Source organism: Bacillus sp. 37MA (genome assembly GCF_000372765.1).
Lineage (GTDB): Bacteria > Bacillota > Bacilli > Bacillales > Domibacillaceae > Domibacillus > Domibacillus aminovorans.
This window is the reverse complement of sequence record NZ_KB889752.1, coordinates 3289387-3307516: the sequence shown is the minus strand read 5'-3', so window position 1 is coordinate 3307516 and position 18130 is coordinate 3289387. Positions and strand designations below refer to the sequence as shown.

Annotated in this window: 18 protein-coding genes, 8 tRNA genes and 1 rRNA gene; 3 read left to right on the top strand and 24 right to left on the bottom strand. The window is 39.9% G+C overall.

The genetic code is table 11. From position 1 onward, the window contains the following. Positions 1 to 58: 58 nt before the first annotated feature. Genes A3M5_RS0118220 through A3M5_RS0118210 form a run of 3 tightly spaced genes read right to left on the bottom strand, consistent with a single transcriptional unit; the run spans position 59 to position 2646 of the window. Positions 59 to 1030 (bottom strand): sensor histidine kinase, encoded by a 972-nt coding sequence (locus A3M5_RS0118220; protein WP_018395209.1) that lies wholly within the window; start codon positions 1028 to 1030, stop codon positions 59 to 61. Next, a complete protein-coding gene (locus tag A3M5_RS0118215; protein WP_018395208.1) occupies positions 1027 to 1728 on the bottom strand; it encodes a response regulator transcription factor in 702 nt (233 codons plus the stop codon). Before A3M5_RS0118215 ends, A3M5_RS0118220 begins: the two co-directional genes overlap by 4 nt. A gap of 36 nt (positions 1729 to 1764) precedes the next feature. Further along, positions 1765 to 2646, bottom strand: coding sequence for a LysR family transcriptional regulator (locus tag A3M5_RS0118210; RefSeq protein ID WP_018395207.1), 882 nt, complete (start codon positions 2644 to 2646; stop codon positions 1765 to 1767). 134 nt (positions 2647 to 2780) lie between these two features. Here A3M5_RS0118210 and A3M5_RS0118205 point away from each other — a divergent pair, with 134 nt between their 5' ends. Then, entirely contained in the window at positions 2781 to 3749 is a 969-nt protein-coding gene (locus A3M5_RS0118205) for a DMT family transporter (RefSeq protein ID WP_018395206.1), read from the top strand. A gap of 493 nt (positions 3750 to 4242) precedes the next feature. Further along, positions 4243 to 4761 carry a YhcN/YlaJ family sporulation lipoprotein gene (locus A3M5_RS0118200; protein ID WP_018395205.1) on the top strand — a complete coding sequence of 173 codons (519 nt, stop codon included), beginning with the start codon at positions 4243 to 4245 and terminating at the stop codon, positions 4759 to 4761. A 203-nt stretch (positions 4762 to 4964) separates the two neighbouring features. Here A3M5_RS0118200 and A3M5_RS0118195 read toward each other — a convergent pair whose 3' ends face one another. From A3M5_RS0118195 to sigW, 11 genes are all read right to left on the bottom strand, one after another. After that, positions 4965 to 5282, bottom strand: coding sequence for a thioredoxin family protein (locus A3M5_RS0118195; RefSeq protein WP_018395204.1), 318 nt, complete (start codon positions 5280 to 5282; stop codon positions 4965 to 4967). Between the two features lie 137 nt (positions 5283 to 5419). Then, positions 5420 to 6262 carry a KPN_02809 family neutral zinc metallopeptidase gene (gene ypfJ / locus A3M5_RS0118190; protein WP_018395203.1) on the bottom strand — a complete coding sequence of 281 codons (843 nt, stop codon included), beginning with the start codon at positions 6260 to 6262 and terminating at the stop codon, positions 5420 to 5422. A 349-nt stretch (positions 6263 to 6611) separates the two neighbouring features. Next, positions 6612 to 7085 carry a DinB family protein gene (locus tag A3M5_RS0118185; protein ID WP_018395202.1) on the bottom strand — a complete coding sequence of 158 codons (474 nt, stop codon included), beginning with the start codon at positions 7083 to 7085 and terminating at the stop codon, positions 6612 to 6614. Between the two features lie 25 nt (positions 7086 to 7110). Next, the gene (locus A3M5_RS0118180; RefSeq protein ID WP_018395201.1) at positions 7111 to 7665 is read right to left on the bottom strand and encodes an HPP family protein; all 555 of its coding nucleotides are present in this window, start codon (positions 7663 to 7665) and stop codon (positions 7111 to 7113) included. Between the two features lie 123 nt (positions 7666 to 7788). After that, entirely contained in the window at positions 7789 to 8373 is a 585-nt protein-coding gene (locus A3M5_RS0118175; RefSeq protein ID WP_018395200.1) for a CGNR zinc finger domain-containing protein, read from the bottom strand. A gap of 414 nt (positions 8374 to 8787) precedes the next feature. Then, positions 8788 to 10590 carry a glutamine--fructose-6-phosphate transaminase (isomerizing) gene (gene glmS / locus A3M5_RS0118170; protein WP_018395199.1) on the bottom strand — a complete coding sequence of 601 codons (1803 nt, stop codon included), beginning with the start codon at positions 10588 to 10590 and terminating at the stop codon, positions 8788 to 8790. A gap of 735 nt (positions 10591 to 11325) precedes the next feature. Next, positions 11326 to 12672, bottom strand: coding sequence for a phosphoglucosamine mutase (gene glmM, locus A3M5_RS0118165; protein WP_018395198.1), 1347 nt, complete (start codon positions 12670 to 12672; stop codon positions 11326 to 11328). A 37-nt stretch (positions 12673 to 12709) separates the two neighbouring features. Then, entirely contained in the window at positions 12710 to 13669 is a 960-nt protein-coding gene (locus tag A3M5_RS23280) for a CdaR family protein (protein WP_018395197.1), read from the bottom strand. Then, the gene (gene cdaA, locus A3M5_RS0118155) at positions 13662 to 14501 is read right to left on the bottom strand and encodes a diadenylate cyclase CdaA (RefSeq protein WP_018395196.1); all 840 of its coding nucleotides are present in this window, start codon (positions 14499 to 14501) and stop codon (positions 13662 to 13664) included. Before cdaA ends, A3M5_RS23280 begins: the two co-directional genes overlap by 8 nt. A gap of 113 nt (positions 14502 to 14614) precedes the next feature. After that, complete coding sequence (locus tag A3M5_RS0118150; protein WP_018395195.1) at positions 14615 to 15211, bottom strand: anti-sigma factor family protein; 597 nt, start codon at positions 15209 to 15211, stop codon at positions 14615 to 14617. Between the two features lie 19 nt (positions 15212 to 15230). Further along, a complete protein-coding gene (sigW, locus tag A3M5_RS0118145) occupies positions 15231 to 15794 on the bottom strand; it encodes an RNA polymerase sigma factor SigW (RefSeq protein ID WP_018395194.1) in 564 nt (187 codons plus the stop codon). A 156-nt stretch (positions 15795 to 15950) separates the two neighbouring features. Here sigW and A3M5_RS24920 point away from each other — a divergent pair, with 156 nt between their 5' ends. Continuing rightward, complete coding sequence (locus tag A3M5_RS24920) at positions 15951 to 16100, top strand: aspartyl-phosphate phosphatase Spo0E family protein (RefSeq protein ID WP_018395193.1); 150 nt, start codon at positions 15951 to 15953, stop codon at positions 16098 to 16100. Positions 16101 to 16145: 45 nt separating this feature from the next. On the opposite strand, the gene rocF is transcribed toward A3M5_RS24920, so the two are convergent. The 10 genes from rocF to rrf all read right to left on the bottom strand — a co-directional run bounded on the left by rocF (position 16146) and on the right by rrf (position 18120). After that, on the bottom strand, positions 16146 to 17042 hold the full coding sequence (gene rocF, locus A3M5_RS0118135) for an arginase (protein ID WP_018395192.1): 897 nt from the start codon (positions 17040 to 17042) through the stop codon (positions 16146 to 16148). Positions 17043 to 17123: 81 nt separating this feature from the next. Continuing rightward, a tRNA-Lys gene (locus A3M5_RS0118130) sits at positions 17124 to 17196 on the bottom strand. A gap of 4 nt (positions 17197 to 17200) precedes the next feature. Beyond that, positions 17201 to 17275, bottom strand: a tRNA-Gln gene (locus A3M5_RS0118125). Between the two features lie 68 nt (positions 17276 to 17343). After that, positions 17344 to 17427 (bottom strand) — tRNA-Tyr (locus tag A3M5_RS0118120). A 27-nt stretch (positions 17428 to 17454) separates the two neighbouring features. Beyond that, positions 17455 to 17530 (bottom strand) — tRNA-Thr (locus A3M5_RS0118115). A 17-nt stretch (positions 17531 to 17547) separates the two neighbouring features. Continuing rightward, positions 17548 to 17623 (bottom strand) — tRNA-Val (locus tag A3M5_RS0118110). Between the two features lie 3 nt (positions 17624 to 17626). Next, positions 17627 to 17701, bottom strand: a tRNA-Glu gene (locus A3M5_RS0118105). A gap of 31 nt (positions 17702 to 17732) precedes the next feature. Continuing rightward, positions 17733 to 17805 (bottom strand) — tRNA-Thr (locus tag A3M5_RS0118100). Between the two features lie 7 nt (positions 17806 to 17812). Further along, a tRNA-Asn gene (locus tag A3M5_RS0118095) sits at positions 17813 to 17887 on the bottom strand. Between the two features lie 117 nt (positions 17888 to 18004). Continuing rightward, positions 18005 to 18120 (bottom strand): 5S ribosomal RNA (gene rrf, locus A3M5_RS0118090). Between the last annotated feature and the right edge of the window lie 10 nt (positions 18121 to 18130).

Below are 18130 nucleotides of genomic sequence, written 5' to 3'. Positions count from 1 at the left end.
CTTTAGTTTAACGGATCGTTGCGGGAGAATGAAGATGAAATGTTTTTAAGTTTGGTTGCTAGAAGATGATACGAACAGTCGTCCCTTGATGAACAGTAGATTCAATTTCGATACGATGACCAAGCTTTTCACAAATTTGTTTCACAAGATATAAACCCATGCCGGTTGATTCTTGAAAGTTACGGCCATTTTCGCCCGTAAAATAAGGATCAAAGACACGTGGCAAGTCACTTCTTGGAATTCCAACGCCTTCATCTTGAATTTCTACTATTGTGTCCGCTCCATGCTTGTAGCTATGAAAGTATATTTTTCGATTTTCCTCGATTGTATAACGGACAGCATTTGTAATAATTTGGGTCAACAGAAATGACAGCCATTTTTCATCCGAAGTAATCATCAAATTTCCATCGATTTGAATGGATGGAAAAACACGTTTGCGAATAAATAATCGTTTTTGATTGGAGGTGACGGACCGGATAACGGTTTCTAAATGAATAGTCTCCACGTAAAAGTCTTGTTCAAACGTATCAAGACGTGCCGTATATAGAACCATTTCCAATCCTTTTTTTAAACGATCAAGTTCATCGCCAATCGCTATGAAGCGAGGTTCATCCTCGTCTTGGATCATTAAATGAATGACAGATAAAGGTGTCTTCATCTGGTGAACCCATTGATTGATAAATTGAATATGGCCGTTTAATTTATGCTTATAATTGTGTATGTCCGTTCGATAGTGGCGAAATTGGCTGATTAAAAGTTGCTGTAAACCGTCAGCTAATGGTGTTTGCTGCGCTTCGTTCGTAAAGTCCTCCATAGAAATGATCGGTTTTTCTAATCGATGATAAAAGGACCGATTCGTCATATAGCGAAAGGCGAGATAGCCAATCAGCAGGACACTGCTTAATAAAGACGCATATAAAGTCATTTTCACATCACGGTATCCATCAAGCCAATAAATGAATGAGATGACGAATAATTGAAAAAAGTAAATGAAAATAAGCGGTAGCTGTTCCCGAAAGAAAAGTTTCATATCTCATCCCCCCAGTTTGGAACGAGCCGATACCCTTGACCTCGAATCGTTTGAAGTGCATCACTAATATGTAATAAAGCTAATTTTTTTCGTACGCGTGTTACGTACACGTTAAGCGTATTGTCATCAACGAACGCTTGGTCATCCCATATTTTTTCTAACAGTCGATCGCGGCTGACGACTCGTTCGGACTTTTTCATTAATTCATCTAAAATTTTTGCTTCTGTGTGACTCAGTTCAATCGTTTTATCGTGTAAAGAAAGAATTAACCGTTCCACATCAAGTGTTAATCCGGCAATCGTTATAGCCCGCTCATTATGTGAACTAGCATAAGTACCATACGCACGACGAAGATGGCTATTAATTTTCGCTACAACAATTTCGTAATCGAATGGTTTCGTTATGTAATCATCAGCCCCATTTTCAAGCGCCATCACTTGATCCATTTTACTGTCCCGTGCCGATATGAATAGAATGGGACAAGTGGATATAGTCCGAATTTGACGACACCAATAATACCCATCAAATTTTGGTAAGTTGACATCTAATAACACGAGATGTGGGCTATATTGTTCAAATTGAGTGCGTACTTTCTCGAAATTGTTGACGGGTTTTGCATCATAGCCAAATTTGTGTAAATGATCGACAAGTAAATGGACGAGTTGTTGGTCGTCTTCAATAATAAATATTTTAAACATTACCAATCTCCTTCTATTTTTTTGAAAAATGCTAACTCAAACAAAAGACAAAGGATAATCCGTTTCTTCTTTACAAAAATCAATCGTTTCAATAAATTTTTCAACGGTTGATGTTAAGTACGTATCCGCACGTCTAATAAAAATTGTGTTGATTTTACTATATTTTTCGGGGATAGAGTGACATTGAATGAGTCCTCTTTCTTCTAAATAAGAAACAGATGATTTAGGAACAAATGTGATGCCGAGACCTGCGACAACACTACCTAAAATCGTTTCTAATGTTCCGAATTCCATGATTTTTTTGGGCGTTATTTTTTCATCTTTGAACCATTCTTCCAGTTTTGCCCGGTAGCCGCATCCTCTACTAAAGCATAAAAATGGTTTGCTTTTTAACTGTTCGAATGATGTTGGTGTCAGGTCCGATATTAAAACAAGTTCTTCTTGAAAAACACTATGATGAACCAGATCTGGATGGCGACCTGCTTCCGTCACAAAAGCCCCATCTAGTCGACAATTCAGCACTTCCTCTTGCAATTGCTCAGTGACGCCTGTAACGAGTGATAGATCAACATGTGTATATTTTTTATTATAGGCAGATAAAATAATCGGTAGTTTAATGACCGTTTCAACAGAACCAATCTCTAATTTACCAGAAGGTTCTTCCGAATCCTGGATGATTTTTTTCGCTTCATTTGCTAAAGACAGTATTTTTTCACTGTATAATAATAGTTTTTTTCCTTCAGGTGTTAAAATCATTCCACGATTATGACGGTTAAACAGTGGGGTATTCAGTTCAGCTTCGAGCTTTTGAATTCTGGATGTAACGTTGGATTGTACGTAATTGAGCTCTTTCGCTGCTCCTGTCATCGTCCCCTTTTTTGCGACCATTTGGAATACTTGCAAATCTTTAAACTCCATTTCCCCATCCCCTTCTCATTGCTGTTTCTATGATATCACTAAAATTGATTCCAAACATCATTATTACTCGTTTTACATGATGTCGATTTTTGTAGTTTAATGAATGTTGATCATGAATGAAGGTGGAGATTTTTTTGAAAAACAATGTAGTAATAGGGGCTTTATTATGTTTAGTTGCCAGCATTTCATGGGGGGCTATGTTTCCAGTAGCCAATCATGCGTTCCAATATATTGATCCGTTCTATTTTACGATTATTCGTTACGGATCTGTAACGGTCCTCTTAATCGCTATTCTTTTGTGGAAAGAGGGAATACAAGCATTTCGATTAGAAGGAAGGGGACTGCCTTTATGGTTCTTTGGATCAATGGCCTTTGCCGTTTATAATTTACTTATCTTTTGGGGTCAAGATTTATTGGGTGAATCGGGTGTAATGCTTGCATCCATTATGGAATCATTAATGCCGATGATATCGATTGTTTTACTTTGGATCTTTAAAAGAAATCAACCCCATGTATTCACACTATTATGCGTTTTTGTTGCTTTCATCGGTGTTTCTCTCGTCATTACGAAAGGAGATATTCAAACGTTCGTGACCGCAACAAGTGATTTCATCCCTGCATTGTTCATATTCATTGCCGTCGTTGGCTGGGTTGTTTATACGATCGGTGGAAATCAGTTTGGCGATTGGTCAGCACTGCGATATTCAACATTAAGCTGTTTACTAGGAACAGCAACAGCTTTAGCTATCGTTTTAGCGGCTACTTTTTTAGGCCATATTCCTGTACCAACTGTTGAAACTATAAAAATAGTAAGTCCAGACTTATTATTTATGATTATTTTTCCAGGTCTCATCGCTTTACTTGGATGGAACGTTGGAATCGGTATCCTTTCACCTTTGAATGGAATCCTTTTTATTAACTTTGTTCCAGTCACTACGCTCATTATTTCGATCGTACAAGGTTATAAAATAACTTCTTTTGATATGATTGGGACCATTTTAATTATCGTTTCTTTAATCTCTAATAATCTATTTTTAAGATTACATCAAAAGAAAAGAACAGCTTTCTCTCTCAGGAAGCAATCACAGATAAATGTCTCTTAATAGCCCTTACTTTATACTTTTTGATCATTATTAATTTTATAACGTAAAGTAATCCTTTGTAATGGAGTTAGACAGGAACCATCTGTCTCTCCATTACAAAGGATTTTTTTGAGCTTATACTAATGACTGATTTATGCAACACTACTTATTTCATAGCAAAGCATAGCCACATATGTTAGAGAGACTTATGATCTAACTGTTTTTGTAAAAGCTTGATTTGCTGCTGCATCTGTTCATTTTGTCGTTGCACCTGTTCAATTTTCCCCCATTAGTAGGAATCATCCTATCGCCTTCCTTATGGATCTGTTTATTTTACATTATGTCTATAGGGGTTTAGTGGTCGCATATTAAATTAGTCTGCTTGCACAATGAGCCGCTTCAATTTGGCTTTCGCCACATGTTAAGGCTATTGTCTGACAAAAAGATACTTATAATAAAAAAAATAGAACTTGGTTATTCTAATCCCGATGACCATTTTAAAGGAGGATTATCCATGAAAAAGATCCATCTATTTCTAGCTGCTTTTCTACTCATTCTTGTATTAACCGGATGTAATAATAATGATGACAAAGCAGTAAATGACCCCGATAATACGAATGTAGAAAACGTTGCGGATAAACAGATGAATGAAGATGAGTCAGCAGTTCATGATGAAACAAATCATGGTGATAATGAAACACGTTTTGAAGTAGCTGATAAGGCTGCGGACCGTATTGTTAAATTAGACGAAATAGATACTGCTTCTGTTATCGTCGCAGATGAGACGGCCTATGCTGCCGTCGTATTGACAGATCAAAACAATGACGAAGTGACAAAGGATCTTGAGGACAAAATTGCAAATGAAGTAAAAGCGGAAGATACAGAAATTCAAAAAGTTTATGTATCAGCAAACCCTGATTTTGTAAAGCAGATGAAAGATTACGGCGAAAAAATTAATCAAGGACAGCCCGTAGAAGGATTGTTTGAAGAATTTACTGACGCCGTTCAAAGAGTATTTCCTGACGCCCATTGAATAAATTTGGGGTATAAAATCTTTAAATAAGCAATTTGACTGTCTGGCCTCACAAAAAAGGCCAGACAGTTAATGTTGACTGAAATCAATTTGGCCGTAATCATTCATTATTATCGGACTAACGACAATTCCTATTGGACAGATGACAAGCTAAATCTACATAAAGAAACTTCTGATTAAAGATATCCCTTTAACAAAAACACTTAAGCAGACAAACTGTTCAAAAACGCTTCAATTTCTTCTTTCGTTTTCCGGTCTTTGCTGACAAAGCGGCCAGCTTCTTCTCCTTCATGAAACGCCACAAAACTCGGAATGCCGAAAATACTCAGTTCGCCGCACAAATCGATGAACCCATCACGATCCACATAGATAAATTGATATTCCGGATAATCTGCTTCAATACTAGGTAAAATCGGCTCAATGACACGGCAGTCCGGGCACCAGTCTGCAGAAAACATAAAGACAACACGCTCATTCTTTTTCAGTTTTTCAAATTGCTCCAATGACTGTAACTTTTCCATTTTATTCTCCTCCAACTCATCATTTTATCCATTTGATTATACTACAATGTATGGAGTGAAGGGGAAAAGCAGCAGGATCTGAAAGGTTTAGTTCTTCTACTCATCAAAAAACATCTCGCTTTGAGACAACTCTTTCATTATAAATCCCCCGCATTAAATGTATTGCCATTTTGCAGATTGCCTGATTGGAATCCCCTGTAAAACCAGTGTTGCCGCTGTTCAGACGTCCCATGAGTAAAGCTTTCCGGCACGACATATCCCTGCGCTCGCTTTTGAATCGTATCATCCCCGACAGCACTTGCTGCCGTCAGCGCTTCTTCAAGATCCCCTTCTTCAAGCACATTCATCCCTTCCGCATGGTGTGCCCACACGCCCGCATAATAATCGGCCTGCAGTTCCAATTTCACGGAGTTCTGGTTGTACTCTTCCTGACTCACTTTTCCACGAAGAGCGTTAACCTTCTGAGAAGTTCCTAACAACGTCTGCACATGATGACCGACTTCATGGGCAATAACATACGCCATTGCAAAATCGCCAGGTGCCTTAAAATTATTTTGTAATTCTTGATAAAAACTTAAATCGATATATAGCTTCTGGTCACCAGGACAATAAAACGGGCCCACCGATGAACCAGCTGCCCCGCATGCAGACTGGACACTACCAGAATAAAGCACCAATGTCGGCTCTTTGTACTGCATTCCTTCTTCACGAAAAATCTCTGTCCACACATCTTCTGTATCGGCTAAGACAACCGACACAAACTGGGCGAGTTCCCGCTCCTGATCGGTTTCTTCATAAGGTGCACCACTGTCCGTACCGGAAAGACCGCCCAGCAATTCGCCGGGATTGCCGCCCAACAGCGTAAAAACAATCACAATAATTAATCCTACCCCGCCAATTCCGCCACCGAGAACCGCTTTTCCACTCATCCCCCGGCGGTCTTCAACATTTGAACTTCCTCTTCTCCCCTGCCATTTCATCATATTTCCCTCCTCAATGCACTGATCATTATAGTGTTATACCCATTGTGAAGGGAATTGAGACGGGCATGATGAAAATAGGATGCAGTTAACTTCAATTCATTGACTGTTAGCAGTCAAATTTTTAATTATAATTTACATGATCCATCTAAACAGTAGTCATTAGTGGACCTTTCTCATGTTTGTAAAGCAATATTTTTTAATACTGGTTGTGGATTTTCTTCTTTCCACACACCCTCTATCGTTTCTAAAAACATTTGACTTGGTTGTGCCTCAGAGACTGCATATTTATCAATGAGACTTTTACGCTAATCTTTTTTAGTTCTCTCTAAATTACTTCATTCTTTCTCTAACTTCCAATCATTCGTTTGATAGATTTAATCGCATCAAAGTGCATTCCTTCATGGTATAAACAAAAGCTAAGAAATTCTTCTACTGTTGATAAAGTAAGACCTGTGGACGTTGTGTACGGCTGCTCTATCGCTTCTTTCATCCGAAATTCTAATGCTTGCTCAATCCTATTGACTTGATTTTCAAGCAATTGGATTAATTCATGAATCGTTGGTAACATCCGTTCTCCCCAATCGACTGGCTTAGTGCCAGGACTGAATAATTCCGCAAAATGATCCGGCATTATCATTTTTTCTCCAATAAAATGAAAGGAAAACTTTTCTTGCACAACATATATATGTCCTATATTCCATTTAATATTGTTGTTGAATCCTTCTGGTATGAAAAGCGATGTCTCATCATTCATTTCTGACACGTGACCAATCGTATTGTCCCGAACAAATCTTAATTGTTTGAAGATGTAGTTTTCCATCCTTTTTCCTCCTAAATATTCATTATCATATCCAAAAAGTTGGATATTCTCGGTTGCTGCGCAAATTATTGATCATCAGTGCAAAGAAAACAATTATCAAAGAGCCGATTAAAACAGGCGTAATTAAATAACTCCAACTGTACCCGCCCAGCATCACAACGAGTGGATCTGCTCCTGCTGGTGGGTGCGTCGTTTTTGTCATCATCATAACTGCAATCGCTAAGCCAACAGCTAAACCAATTGCCCAAGGCTCATCACCAAAAACATGATAGGTAGCTATACCAACGAATGTTGAAACAAAGTGGCCACCAATAATATTCCGCGGCTGTGATAATGGTGCGTTCCAAACACCAAATGCCAGTACACAGCTTGCACCAAATGGAGCCATTAACCATTCGGCTGATGTCATGTTTGTTAAAAGAACTAAAGCGAAAATGCTTAAAAATCCACCGATTAGCCCGGTTATCGCGTCCTTTACATTTACCTGTAATGGACTTCTCCCTTTTCCCTTCATTTTAGATAAATAACGTACATGAAATAAATGTGGTTCTTCTTGCTTTGCTATTGCTGTGCGGTCCATTATTCCTCCTCCTTTTATTACATTTCACTTTACATGAATTTAATTAACCTGTAAATATAAATTTAAATGGTTAGTTTGAAATTACATAATAAAAGAACCAACTCTTTGAAATAAGTTGGTTCTTCATTCATCATCAGAATTCCGCTGTTGAAATCGGGCTACCTTTTTTCTGTTTCCGCATATTTTCATTGAACACCACTTTCGTCTTCCACTCTCATCAATAAATAAAAGTACGCAATCCGGATTCGAGCATCGCTTGAGGGAGACCAGCTTATTTTCTCCAATTAAAGTTAATGCGTCATAAGCAATAAATGATAGAAGGATATCTTCTACTTCTCCAACGGGTATAGGAATCAGTTTTTGATTCATTAATTTATAAGTGAACGGTGCTTTTTCGATTTTTTTTTCTAAAAAAGCGATAAATTCAGCTGGAATTGGCTGTCCATCTGCTATTAATTCAAAATGGTCTCTTAAAACAGCACGCATTTCTAGAATACATAATAATACCTGTCCGGCCCTCTCTTTAACCTTTAAGAATAGCTGATCGTCCCAAAATGAGTTTTCCTCTTTTATTACATGAAGCCAGTCCAGCACATCCCCTTTCGAGAGCAATAAATTCTGACGTTGGCCACGTCTTACTAGTTCCGTGTTCACTAAATCAAGAGAAAGATTACCTGATATAAGTGGAAATTTTTTTGCTTCAGTCATTAATTATCTCCCATTTCCTCATTATGTTCTAACCACTAATGTTCACATACAAAAAAGTAATTTAATTTTAATACTCCAAATACACATAACACCGTTCATAATTGGAACGGTGCTAAAAAAGTTGTTTAATTTTCTTCATTCTACACTCATTTCCCACCAAACAACAGTAATGTCGTTTAAAAACTAATTATTCTTCCACAATTGCACCTGATTGTGAAAGATCTATAAATGTTGATAATAGAATTTTTTTTCAAACTTTTTTTCAAATTATCAACATCAGATGTTCTTTTTCTTTTGTTCATAAAAAACACCCCTTTAGACCATCATATCTAAAGGGGTAAAACGGTTTGACTTTTTTACAAACGGTGCAACTTTATTTTAAATTTACAATCTATACAATCGACTGCTTTTTTATTATTCAACTGTTACTGATTTGGCCAGGTTACGCGGTTTGTCTACATCGCAGTCACGGTGCAGTGCTGCGTAATAGGCGATGAGCTGGAATGGGATTACGGCTACGAGTGGTGCGAGCAGTTCGTGTACAGCTGGCAGCACGAAGCGGTCTCCTTCTTGATCAAGGCCTTGCATTGAGATAACACATGTGTTGGCGCCACGGGCTGCGACTTCCTTCACGTTACCACGGATGTTCAAGTTCACAGCTGCCTGCGTGGCAAGAGCAATCACCGGTGTACCGTCTTCAATTAGTGCGATTGTACCGTGTTTCAATTCTCCACCGGCAAACCCTTCTGCTTGAATGTATGAAATTTCTTTTAACTTCAGCGCACCTTCAAGAACGGCATAATAATCGATGGAACGGCCAATGAAGAAGCAGTTGCGCGTTGTTGACAAATAGTCGCGTGCAATTTGTTCAAATTCTTCTTTGCCATCGCAAAGAACCTCTATTGCATTTGCGGCAATACCGAGCTCGTGTACAAGGTCAAAGCCCATGTCGATGCCTGCGGATTTAGCCACATTGGCTGCTAGAATAGACAGAACAGCAATTTGAGCTGTGTAAGCTTTCGTTGAGGCAACCGCAATTTCCGGACCGGCATGAAGAAGCAATGTGTAATCCGCTTCACGTGACATTGTAGAACCGGCTACGTTTGTAATCGTTAATGCTCTGTAGCCTAGTTCTTTTACTTTTACTAAAACAGCACGGCTGTCTGCTGTTTCGCCACTTTGCGAAATGAAGATAAAGAGCGGTTTTTTTGATAATAGCGGCATGTTGTAGACAAATTCGCTTGCGACATGCACTTCTACTGGAATGTTCGCCAGTTGTTCTATATATTGCTTTCCAACAAGACCAGCATGATAACTCGTGCCACACGCAACGATGTACAGACGGTCTGCTTCGTTTAATGCGTTCAAAATGTTCGCTTCAATTGTCAGTTCGCCTTTTTCATTTTGATACGATTGCAGAATTTTACGAATGACGAACGGCTGCTCATCAACTTCTTTTAACATATAATGCGGATAGGTACCTTTTTCAATATCACCGGCATCCAGTTCTGCTGTATAAGAGGCACGTTCAATGATTTCGCCGTTTGTATTTTTAATTGTGACGCTATCACTCGTTACTAACACCATTTCTTTATCCATCAATTCAACAAATTGATCCGTTACTTGAAGCATCGCCATTGCATCAGATGCGACAACGTTATAGTTTTCGCCAAGACCGACAAGAAGCGGACTTTTGTTTTTCGCTACATAAATTGTGCTGTCATCTTCTTTATCGAGAAGCGCAAGCGCATATGAGCCTTTTAAAAGAGACAATGTTTTGCCGAATGCCTCTTCCGTCGTCATTCCTTCTTTTGCAAATAAACCGATCAACTGCACAATTACTTCTGTATCCGTATCGCTTTGAAGCGACACATCAAGTAAATATTCGCGTTTCAGATGCTCGTCATTTTCAATTACACCGTTATGAACAAGTGTAAAACGTCTGTCTTCATTTTGATGTGGATGCGCGTTGTAAAGGCTTGGTGCGCCGTGTGTCGCCCAACGAGTATGTCCAATTCCTACGCTTGATTGAACCTCTTCGTCAACAACTGCACGCAAATCAGCGATACGACCTTTTTCTTTGAAAATGTGCACACCCTCTTCGTTGCGCACAGCAATACCTGCAGAATCATAACCACGGTATTCGAGCTTCTCAAGCCCTTTCAATAAAATTTCTTTCGTATCTTTGCTTCCAATATATCCAACGATTCCGCACATATATATTTTCCTCCTGATTGGAGGCGTCGGCAAAAAGCACTGGTCAAGCACATTGCCTGCCGCGCCTCTGTTGTTTTATATGGTACACGTCCACTCCCTTTGTACATCCGGGTTACCCCGCTGCTTTAAGGAGGAACATGACAGTTGTGTACCGCAACCGGGAGGCATCCGCCGAATCATCGATAAACCTCCTCCTCGTCAACTAAGCGTATTGTCGTCCCGCTCAGTTCAGGCGCTTTGAGTCAAACTAGTAAACCCTGCTCTGCTCCTTTCCTTTTGTTGTAAAACACAGTAATCATACCTTTTTTTATTCCTCTCGTCAATAAATAACCTAGTTCCCCTGTTTTAAATAGGACAACAAGACTAGCCACAGCGAATGATACGTAATAAACATATCATTCAATCTGCTTCTTCCCGCAATCATACCTGCAAAAAATAAAAAGCTCGCTGCTGACCAACTGCACTTAATATATTTAACAAGATAAACCGAAGTGCCTAGCCGACAGCAGCATGTATACTACTAATAGATGCAAGTGAAAAGAAAAACGGAACCGTCATTATAAAGTGAAACTTCATTCAGTGAGGTAAAAGGAACTATAGTAAAAAAATAGAGATTTGTAGAGAGTTCGGCCTGTTATGCAAGAATATGGGCTTTAGCTTATTAAGTATAAAAAAGGAAGACTAGGCATTCAGTTGTCACTGACTGCCTAGTCTTCCCCCTCATATTTATTTAATTTAAAGACCCAATTCTTCTTCTACAATTGTGGCAATGCGTTCTGTATATGAACGGCATTGCTCTTCTGTTGCGGCTTCGACCATGACGCGTACAAGCGGTTCTGTACCGGATGGACGTACAAGTACACGGCCATTTCCAGCCATTTCTGTTTCTACTTTTTCAATCTCAGCTTTCACTTTTTCATTATCTGTCACATGATGTTTATCCGTTACACGGATGTTTACGAGCGTCTGCGGAAACTTCTTCATGTCTGCAGCCAGTTCTGACAATGATTTTTTTGTCATCTTCATAATATTCACAAGCTGAAGACCGCTAAGTAAGCCATCACCTGTTGTATTGTAATCAAGGAAAATAATGTGGCCGGATTGTTCACCGCCAAGATTATAATTGTATTTTTTCATCGCTTCAACAACGTAACGATCACCAACAGCTGTCTGCTCGCTTTTAATGCCTATTTCTTCAAGCCCTTTATAAAATCCAAGGTTACTCATCACTGTCGATACAATCGTATCATTTGTTAGCATACCCTGCTCTTTAAAATAACGCGCGCAAATAAACATAATTTGATCGCCATCAACAATATTCCCTTTTTCATCAACAGCAATTAAACGATCGCCATCGCCATCAAATGCAAGACCTAAATGAGCTTCTTTTTCTTTCACAAACTGCACCAGTTTCTCCGGATGTGTGGAACCGACACCATCGTTAATATTTAAGCCGTTTGGCGATGCACCCATTGTTGAAATATCCGCTTCAAGATCAGCAAACAAATGTGTGGCAAGTGCAGATGCGGCACCGTGTGCACAGTCAAGCGCTACATGAATGCCTTCGAAATCTTCATCAACAGACTGTTTTAAATATTGAATATACTTTTGGCCACCTTCAAGATAATCATTCAAAGACCCTAGATCACTGCCAGAAGGACGCGGCAATGTATCTTCTTCTTGATCAAGAAGCGCTTCAATTTCCACTTCCTGCTCGTCAGATAGTTTAAAACCGTCAGAGCCAAAAAACTTAATTCCATTATCCTGAACAGGGTTGTGAGATGCTGAAATCATGACACCAGCTTGTGCATCCATCGCTTTCGTCAAATACGCCACACCCGGTGTCGTAATAACACCGAGGCGCATCACTTCAGCGCCTATTGATAGAAGACCCGCAACAAGCGCACCTTCAAGCATCGGTCCAGAAATACGCGTATCGCGCCCGATTAATACTTTCGGACGACGATCCGTATTTTTCGTTAACACATATCCACCAAAACGGCCCAGTTTAAATGCAAGTTCCGGTGTCAATTCTGTATTCGCTATGCCTCTGACACCATCTGTACCAAAATACTTACCCATCTATTGTTTTCTCTCCTTTAATGAAACTGCTCAGTCATTATTCTGCAGTTGTTTTTTCCACTGTTACTTTCACTTTTACTACTTGCGGTGACGTAAAATTAATTCCGTTTCCAAGTGCAATAGGCACCGTCATGGTTGTATCTTTTGTTACGCCGCTTACATCAACAGGTATTTTGAGCTCTACTAGTTCTTCCAGCACCACTTCTTTTCCATAAACAGTAACTTCCTCAATATCTGGTTCGAGTGATACAATTTTTATTCCAGTCGGCGGTTCTCCTTTTGGAACGGCTTTGATCTCCACCTTTTTGCTTGGATTTTTAACGGAGATTGACATCTGAACGGTCTCTGGTTCAACTTTCACATCAAGTTTATTTAAGTCGCCATCAAGCACCTGCACATTGGCAGTCGCCGTTGTTTCTTCATCAATCTGCTGTCCACTTATCAATGCCGCTTTTACAAAAGCAATTTTCTCAATATCCGACTGTGAACCGGTTACTTTCACTTCCTGAGGGGCGGCCGTCACTGTATCAACTTGATAGCCTTCCGCCAGGGCTGAATCATTAAATTCTGGTTTAACAGAATACGTCTCAGTCACTCTCTCTTCGATCGACACTTCCACAGCAGCCGGTTGAATAGATACCTTCAGCTTATCAGAAAAATTTTCATATTTGACCGCAACACGGTGAGTGCCTAGTTCCAGACCCGTCATATCAACATACAATCTAAAATCACGTAGACGCTTTGCTGATTCAATTAAACTCTTTGGTCCCGACAATTCGACACGTACCTGTTCAGGTAGACCAGAAACATATAAATTTTCTGTATCATAATAGGCTTGTACGGGTACATTCGTCAACACCTCTGATGTTTCCTGTCCGGAATTATCTACACGTTGTGCCAGCTCAAAATCGTCAAAATTCAAGGTTGCATATAGTAAAAAGGCCAGTAAAAAGGCTACAACGCGAACAAACCATTTACTTTCAATAAATTTATCCATTGCTTCTCCGCCCCTTCCACGTCCAGCGGTTAGAAGTTTCACTTTTTTCAATACCCGATAACAATTGGTGTTCCAAAATGTCTTCAAATTCCTCTTCTGTCAAATTACGGTATAGATCGCCATTTCTCGTCACAGAAATTGCACCCGTTTCTTCTGACACAATAATTGTTAAACTGTCCGTCACTTCACTAATGCCAAGTGCTGCTCTATGACGCGTCCCGAGTTCTTTTGAAATGAACGGATTTTCCGACAACGGCAAATAACAAGCCGCTGCGGCGATTTGATCTTTTTGAATAATAACGGCACCATCATGAAGTGGTGTATTCGGAATAAAAATATTAATTAATAACTCCGATGTAATGACAGATTGCATCGGAATTCCTGTCTCGATATAATCATTCATGCCTGTCTCTTTTTCAATTGAGATCAGTGCGCCAATCCGCCGTTTGCTCATGTAGCGAACCGATTTGAGAAGTGCTTCAATAATTTTCCTCTGCTCTTCATCTTCCTGAATCGCACTCCGGGAAAAAATTCGGCCGCGTCCCAGCTGTTCAAGCGCACGCCGTACTTCTGGCTGGAAAATGATAATGACCGCAAGAAAACCCCATGTGAGCGCCTGCTCCATAATCCAACTGAGCGTACTAAGACCAAATAGTCCACTAACCGCTCGCACGATGATGATCACAAAAATTCCTTTTAATAACTGAACAGCTTTCGTCCCTCTGATCACCATCAGTAATTTATAAACAACATACCATACAAGTAATATATCAATTGCATTCGAGAAATAATCAATAAATGTAAAATCTTCAAAATAAGTGATAAACGGCATACTTCATCCTCCAGGTTGGAATTACGGAGCCGTGAAGAAAATCGCTTTCTTCTTTAACCTGTCTATTATAACATATGAGGTGAAAAGAAGCAGATGTTTGCCAGCTGCTTCTTTTATTTAAGCAACGATTTTATTTCAAACCAGAGACGGCCGAACACACGGTCAATCTCCTCAATTTCACCAGTTACACTTCCAGCCGCTGCCATATATCGCTCCCCGTTAATGACCGTCACATTCCCGTCAACTTCGCCTTCAATTCGAATATCCCCATTTTTCACAACAATATCCTCTTCAATTACTGCACCAGCCGGGACAATAACCGTTTCGTTCTCTACCTTTAGTTCACTGTTTTTTGTAAAAGCAAAGTGATTATCCGCCTGCTCAAGCATTGAGAAAAATCCACCGCCCATCAGCAGGAGAAATAAAGCAGCCGCTGTAAAAAATGGGTGATTTCTAAGCCATCGTTCGACACCGATTTTCTTCGTCTCTCTCGGAAGCAATGCCATTACTCTGGCCGTAAAACCAGCCGGTGCTGCTATATGAGATGAACTTTGAACAAGTGTAATCGTTTTTTTCAATTCAAGATAATGACGCTTGCAGTCTTCACACGTTTCAATGTGAAACTTTAGCTCCTCTTTCGCATCATTTTCAATTTCCCCATCCAGATACTCATGCATATAATGAACAATCTGTTTCGGACAAGATGTCATCGTTCATCACACCCTTTCATTACAAATGACGCAAATGCTTTCGCAATGCTTCTCTGCCCCTGTGTACACGTGTTTTAACTGTTCCGAGCGGAAGCTCCAGTATATCCGCGATCTCCTGAAGCGGTAATTCCTCTATATATTTCAATACGATAACCGAACGATATTTTTCCGGGAGAAGCAAAATGGCTTGATGAATCGTTTCCTGTACTTCCAAACTTTCCACTTCCTCTTCAGGAAGCTGATCACCGGATGAAAGGTGAGAGTACATATTTAATCCATCTGTTCCCGCAATTTCTGCATCAAGATGATAATCCGGTTTCTTTTTGCGGATTTTATCAATGCATAAATTCGTTGCAATGCGGTACAGCCACGTTGAAAACTTTTTATCCTGATTATATGTGTGTATATTTAAAAACGCCTTTAAAAACGTTTCCTGAGCTGCATCCTCTGCTTCATGCCGATCCCAAAGCATACGAAAACAAATCTGGTACACTTTGTCTTTGTATAGTTCGACAATTTCACCAAATGCATTTTGATCACCTTTTAATACTTGTTTAATTCGTCTCTGTACCATTAAATCCATTTTTTCTCCCTCCGCCCTGGCGGTATATGTCTATACGGATGCGTTACACAAAAGTTTCAACAAAGTAATAAAAAACGATAATTAATTGTTTACATTTATTTGAAAAGAGTTATGATTATATATGTAAGTCTTTATGTACAAGGGGGGTATCAACATATGCAATTAATACACCTTCAGAACGAAATTGAAAACTGCCGATACGAAATGATTTCACTTGCTATGAAGACATCACTTTCTAATATTATTGTAGTGGAATTAAGTAAAAAGCTTGACCAGCTACTCAACGAATATCAACAAATCAAATAAAATGGAAGCAAACACCATACTGACGCTGCTTCCATTTTATATTTATTATAACAGTTTTTCACCAAATAACGAACCTATCAATGCAACTGCTGCTTCAGCCGTTTTATTTTTCTCATCTAAAATAGGATTAACTTCAACAAATTCTGCGGACACTATTAGACCGCTTTCAGCAAGCATTTCCATCGCCAAATGGCTTTCACGATAGGTAAGACCGCCGACAACAGGAGTTCCGACACCTGGCGCATCTATAGGATCAAGGCTATCCAAATCAAGCGATAAATGAATCCCATCCACACGTTCTTTCAAATAATCAATTGTTTCTGTAATCACCCCCGCCATACCAAGACGATCCACTTCATGCATCGTATATACTTTAATATTTTTTTCTTTAATTAATTCTTTTTCCCCTTTATCTAATGAACGGGCACCAATAATTACAATGTTCTCTGCTTTAATTTTTGGTATTCTTTCATAAATAGTAGTCAGTTGTTCATGCCCAAGACCCATACTGACGGCAAGTGGCATACCATGTATGTTCCCACTCGGTGATGTCTTAGGCGTATTTAAATCTCCATGTGCATCATACCAGATTACACCTGTATTTTGATAATGTTCAGTGACACCCGCAATGGTGCCAATCGCTATACTATGATCACCACCAAGCACAAGCGGAAAAAAACCATTCTGAATTACATCATCAACCATAATTGCCAGTGCTTTGCTTACTTCCGTAACAGCAGTCAAATTTTTTAACGACTCTTCTAGTTCATGATAGTGGCTGACATAAATATTTCCACGATCCTTCACATCAAAATTCAACTCTTCTAGTTTCTCTCTTAGCCCTGCGTAGCGGATCGCACTTGGACCCATGTCAACACCACGTCTTGTCTGACCCAAATCCATTGGAACACCAATGATACATACTTTCCGTTTAGAGTACATAACCTTATCACCCTTCTTTTGAAAGTAAAAAAGCTGACAACAAAACCAAAAATAGGTTTTGTTGTCAGCTTTTTTTCGGAGTGAGCCATGAAGGATTCGAACCTTCGACCCTCTGATTAAAAGTCAGATGCTCTACCAACTGAGCTAATGGCTCAAAATGGCTGGGCTAGCTGGATTCGAACCAGCGCGTGACGGAGTCAAAGTCCGTTGCCTTACCGCTTGGCTATAGCCCAATAATATTTGTCATTAGTATAACCTAAAATGAGAAAAAGAACATTATGAATATGTTCCTTTAGCAAAATGGTGGAGGGGGGCAGATTCGAACTGCCGAACCCGAAGGAGCGGATTTACAGTCCGCCGCGTTTAGCCACTTCGCTACCCCTCCGCTATATATTCGTTTACCTAAAAAAGATGGTGCCGGCAAGAGGACTTGAACCCCCAACCTACTGATTACAAGTCAGTTGCTCTACCAGTTGAGCTACACCGGCATCATTAAAAGAATAAATGGTGGAGGATGACGGGATCGAACCGCCGACCCTCTGCTTGTAAGGCAGATGCTCTCCCAGCTGAGCTAATCCTCCAAATGGTGACCCCTACGGGATTCGAACCCGTGTTACCGCCGTGAAAGGGCGGTGTCTTAACCGCTTGACCAAGGGGCCGTTATAAAATTAAACCGGCTTGAATGTGATAAGCTTCCAACCGGGATCGAACCGGTGACCTCTTCCTTACCATGGAAGCACTCTACCTGCTGAGCTATGGAAGCAAAGCAATGGCTCCGCAGGCAAGACTCGAACTTGCGACCGATCGGTTAACAGCCGATTGCTCTACCACTGAGCTACTGCGGAATAATTTGACCAGCTAAAATAATCAAATCAAACTCTTGATCTATGTGACAAAAATACCTCTTTAACGATTCTTCTTATGTCAACTAAGTTTAAATGATCACTTTCGCTTTTCGTTTTGCCAGGCGGCGTCCTGCTCTCACAGGGGGAAACCCCCAACTACCATCGGCGCTGAAGAGCTTAACTGCCGTGTTCGGGATGGGAACGGGTGTGACCTCTTCGCTAATGCCACCTGACTATGAAGTT

Bases quoted from the DNA above. Each gene is read 5' to 3' on its own strand.
- A3M5_RS0118220 (WP_018395209.1), bottom strand. From the start codon at position 1,030: ATGAAACTTTTCTTTCGGGAACAGCTACCGCTTATTTTCATTTACTTT.
- A3M5_RS0118215 (WP_018395208.1), bottom strand. From the start codon at position 1,728: ATGTTTAAAATATTTATTATTGAAGACGACCAACAACTCGTCCATTTA.
- A3M5_RS0118210 (WP_018395207.1), bottom strand. From the start codon at position 2,646: ATGGAGTTTAAAGATTTGCAAGTATTCCAAATGGTCGCAAAAAAGGGG.
- A3M5_RS0118200 (WP_018395205.1), top strand. From the start codon at position 4,243: ATGAAAAAGATCCATCTATTTCTAGCTGCTTTTCTACTCATTCTTGTA.
- A3M5_RS0118195 (WP_018395204.1), bottom strand. From the start codon at position 5,282: ATGGAAAAGTTACAGTCATTGGAGCAATTTGAAAAACTGAAAAAGAAT.
- ypfJ (WP_018395203.1), bottom strand. From the start codon at position 6,262: ATGAAATGGCAGGGGAGAAGAGGAAGTTCAAATGTTGAAGACCGCCGG.
- A3M5_RS0118185 (WP_018395202.1), bottom strand. From the start codon at position 7,085: ATGGAAAACTACATCTTCAAACAATTAAGATTTGTTCGGGACAATACG.
- A3M5_RS0118180 (WP_018395201.1), bottom strand. From the start codon at position 7,665: ATGGACCGCACAGCAATAGCAAAGCAAGAAGAACCACATTTATTTCAT.
- A3M5_RS0118175 (WP_018395200.1), bottom strand. From the start codon at position 8,373: ATGACTGAAGCAAAAAAATTTCCACTTATATCAGGTAATCTTTCTCTT.
- glmS (WP_018395199.1), bottom strand. From the start codon at position 10,590: ATGTGCGGAATCGTTGGATATATTGGAAGCAAAGATACGAAAGAAATT.
- glmM (WP_018395198.1), bottom strand. From the start codon at position 12,672: ATGGGTAAGTATTTTGGTACAGATGGTGTCAGAGGCATAGCGAATACA.
- A3M5_RS23280 (WP_018395197.1), bottom strand. From the start codon at position 13,669: ATGGATAAATTTATTGAAAGTAAATGGTTTGTTCGCGTTGTAGCCTTT.
- cdaA (WP_018395196.1), bottom strand. From the start codon at position 14,501: ATGCCGTTTATCACTTATTTTGAAGATTTTACATTTATTGATTATTTC.
- A3M5_RS0118150 (WP_018395195.1), bottom strand. From the start codon at position 15,211: ATGACATCTTGTCCGAAACAGATTGTTCATTATATGCATGAGTATCTG.
- sigW (WP_018395194.1), bottom strand. From the start codon at position 15,794: ATGGATTTAATGGTACAGAGACGAATTAAACAAGTATTAAAAGGTGAT.
- A3M5_RS24920 (WP_018395193.1), top strand. From the start codon at position 15,951: ATGCAATTAATACACCTTCAGAACGAAATTGAAAACTGCCGATACGAA.
- rocF (WP_018395192.1), bottom strand. From the start codon at position 17,042: ATGTACTCTAAACGGAAAGTATGTATCATTGGTGTTCCAATGGATTTG.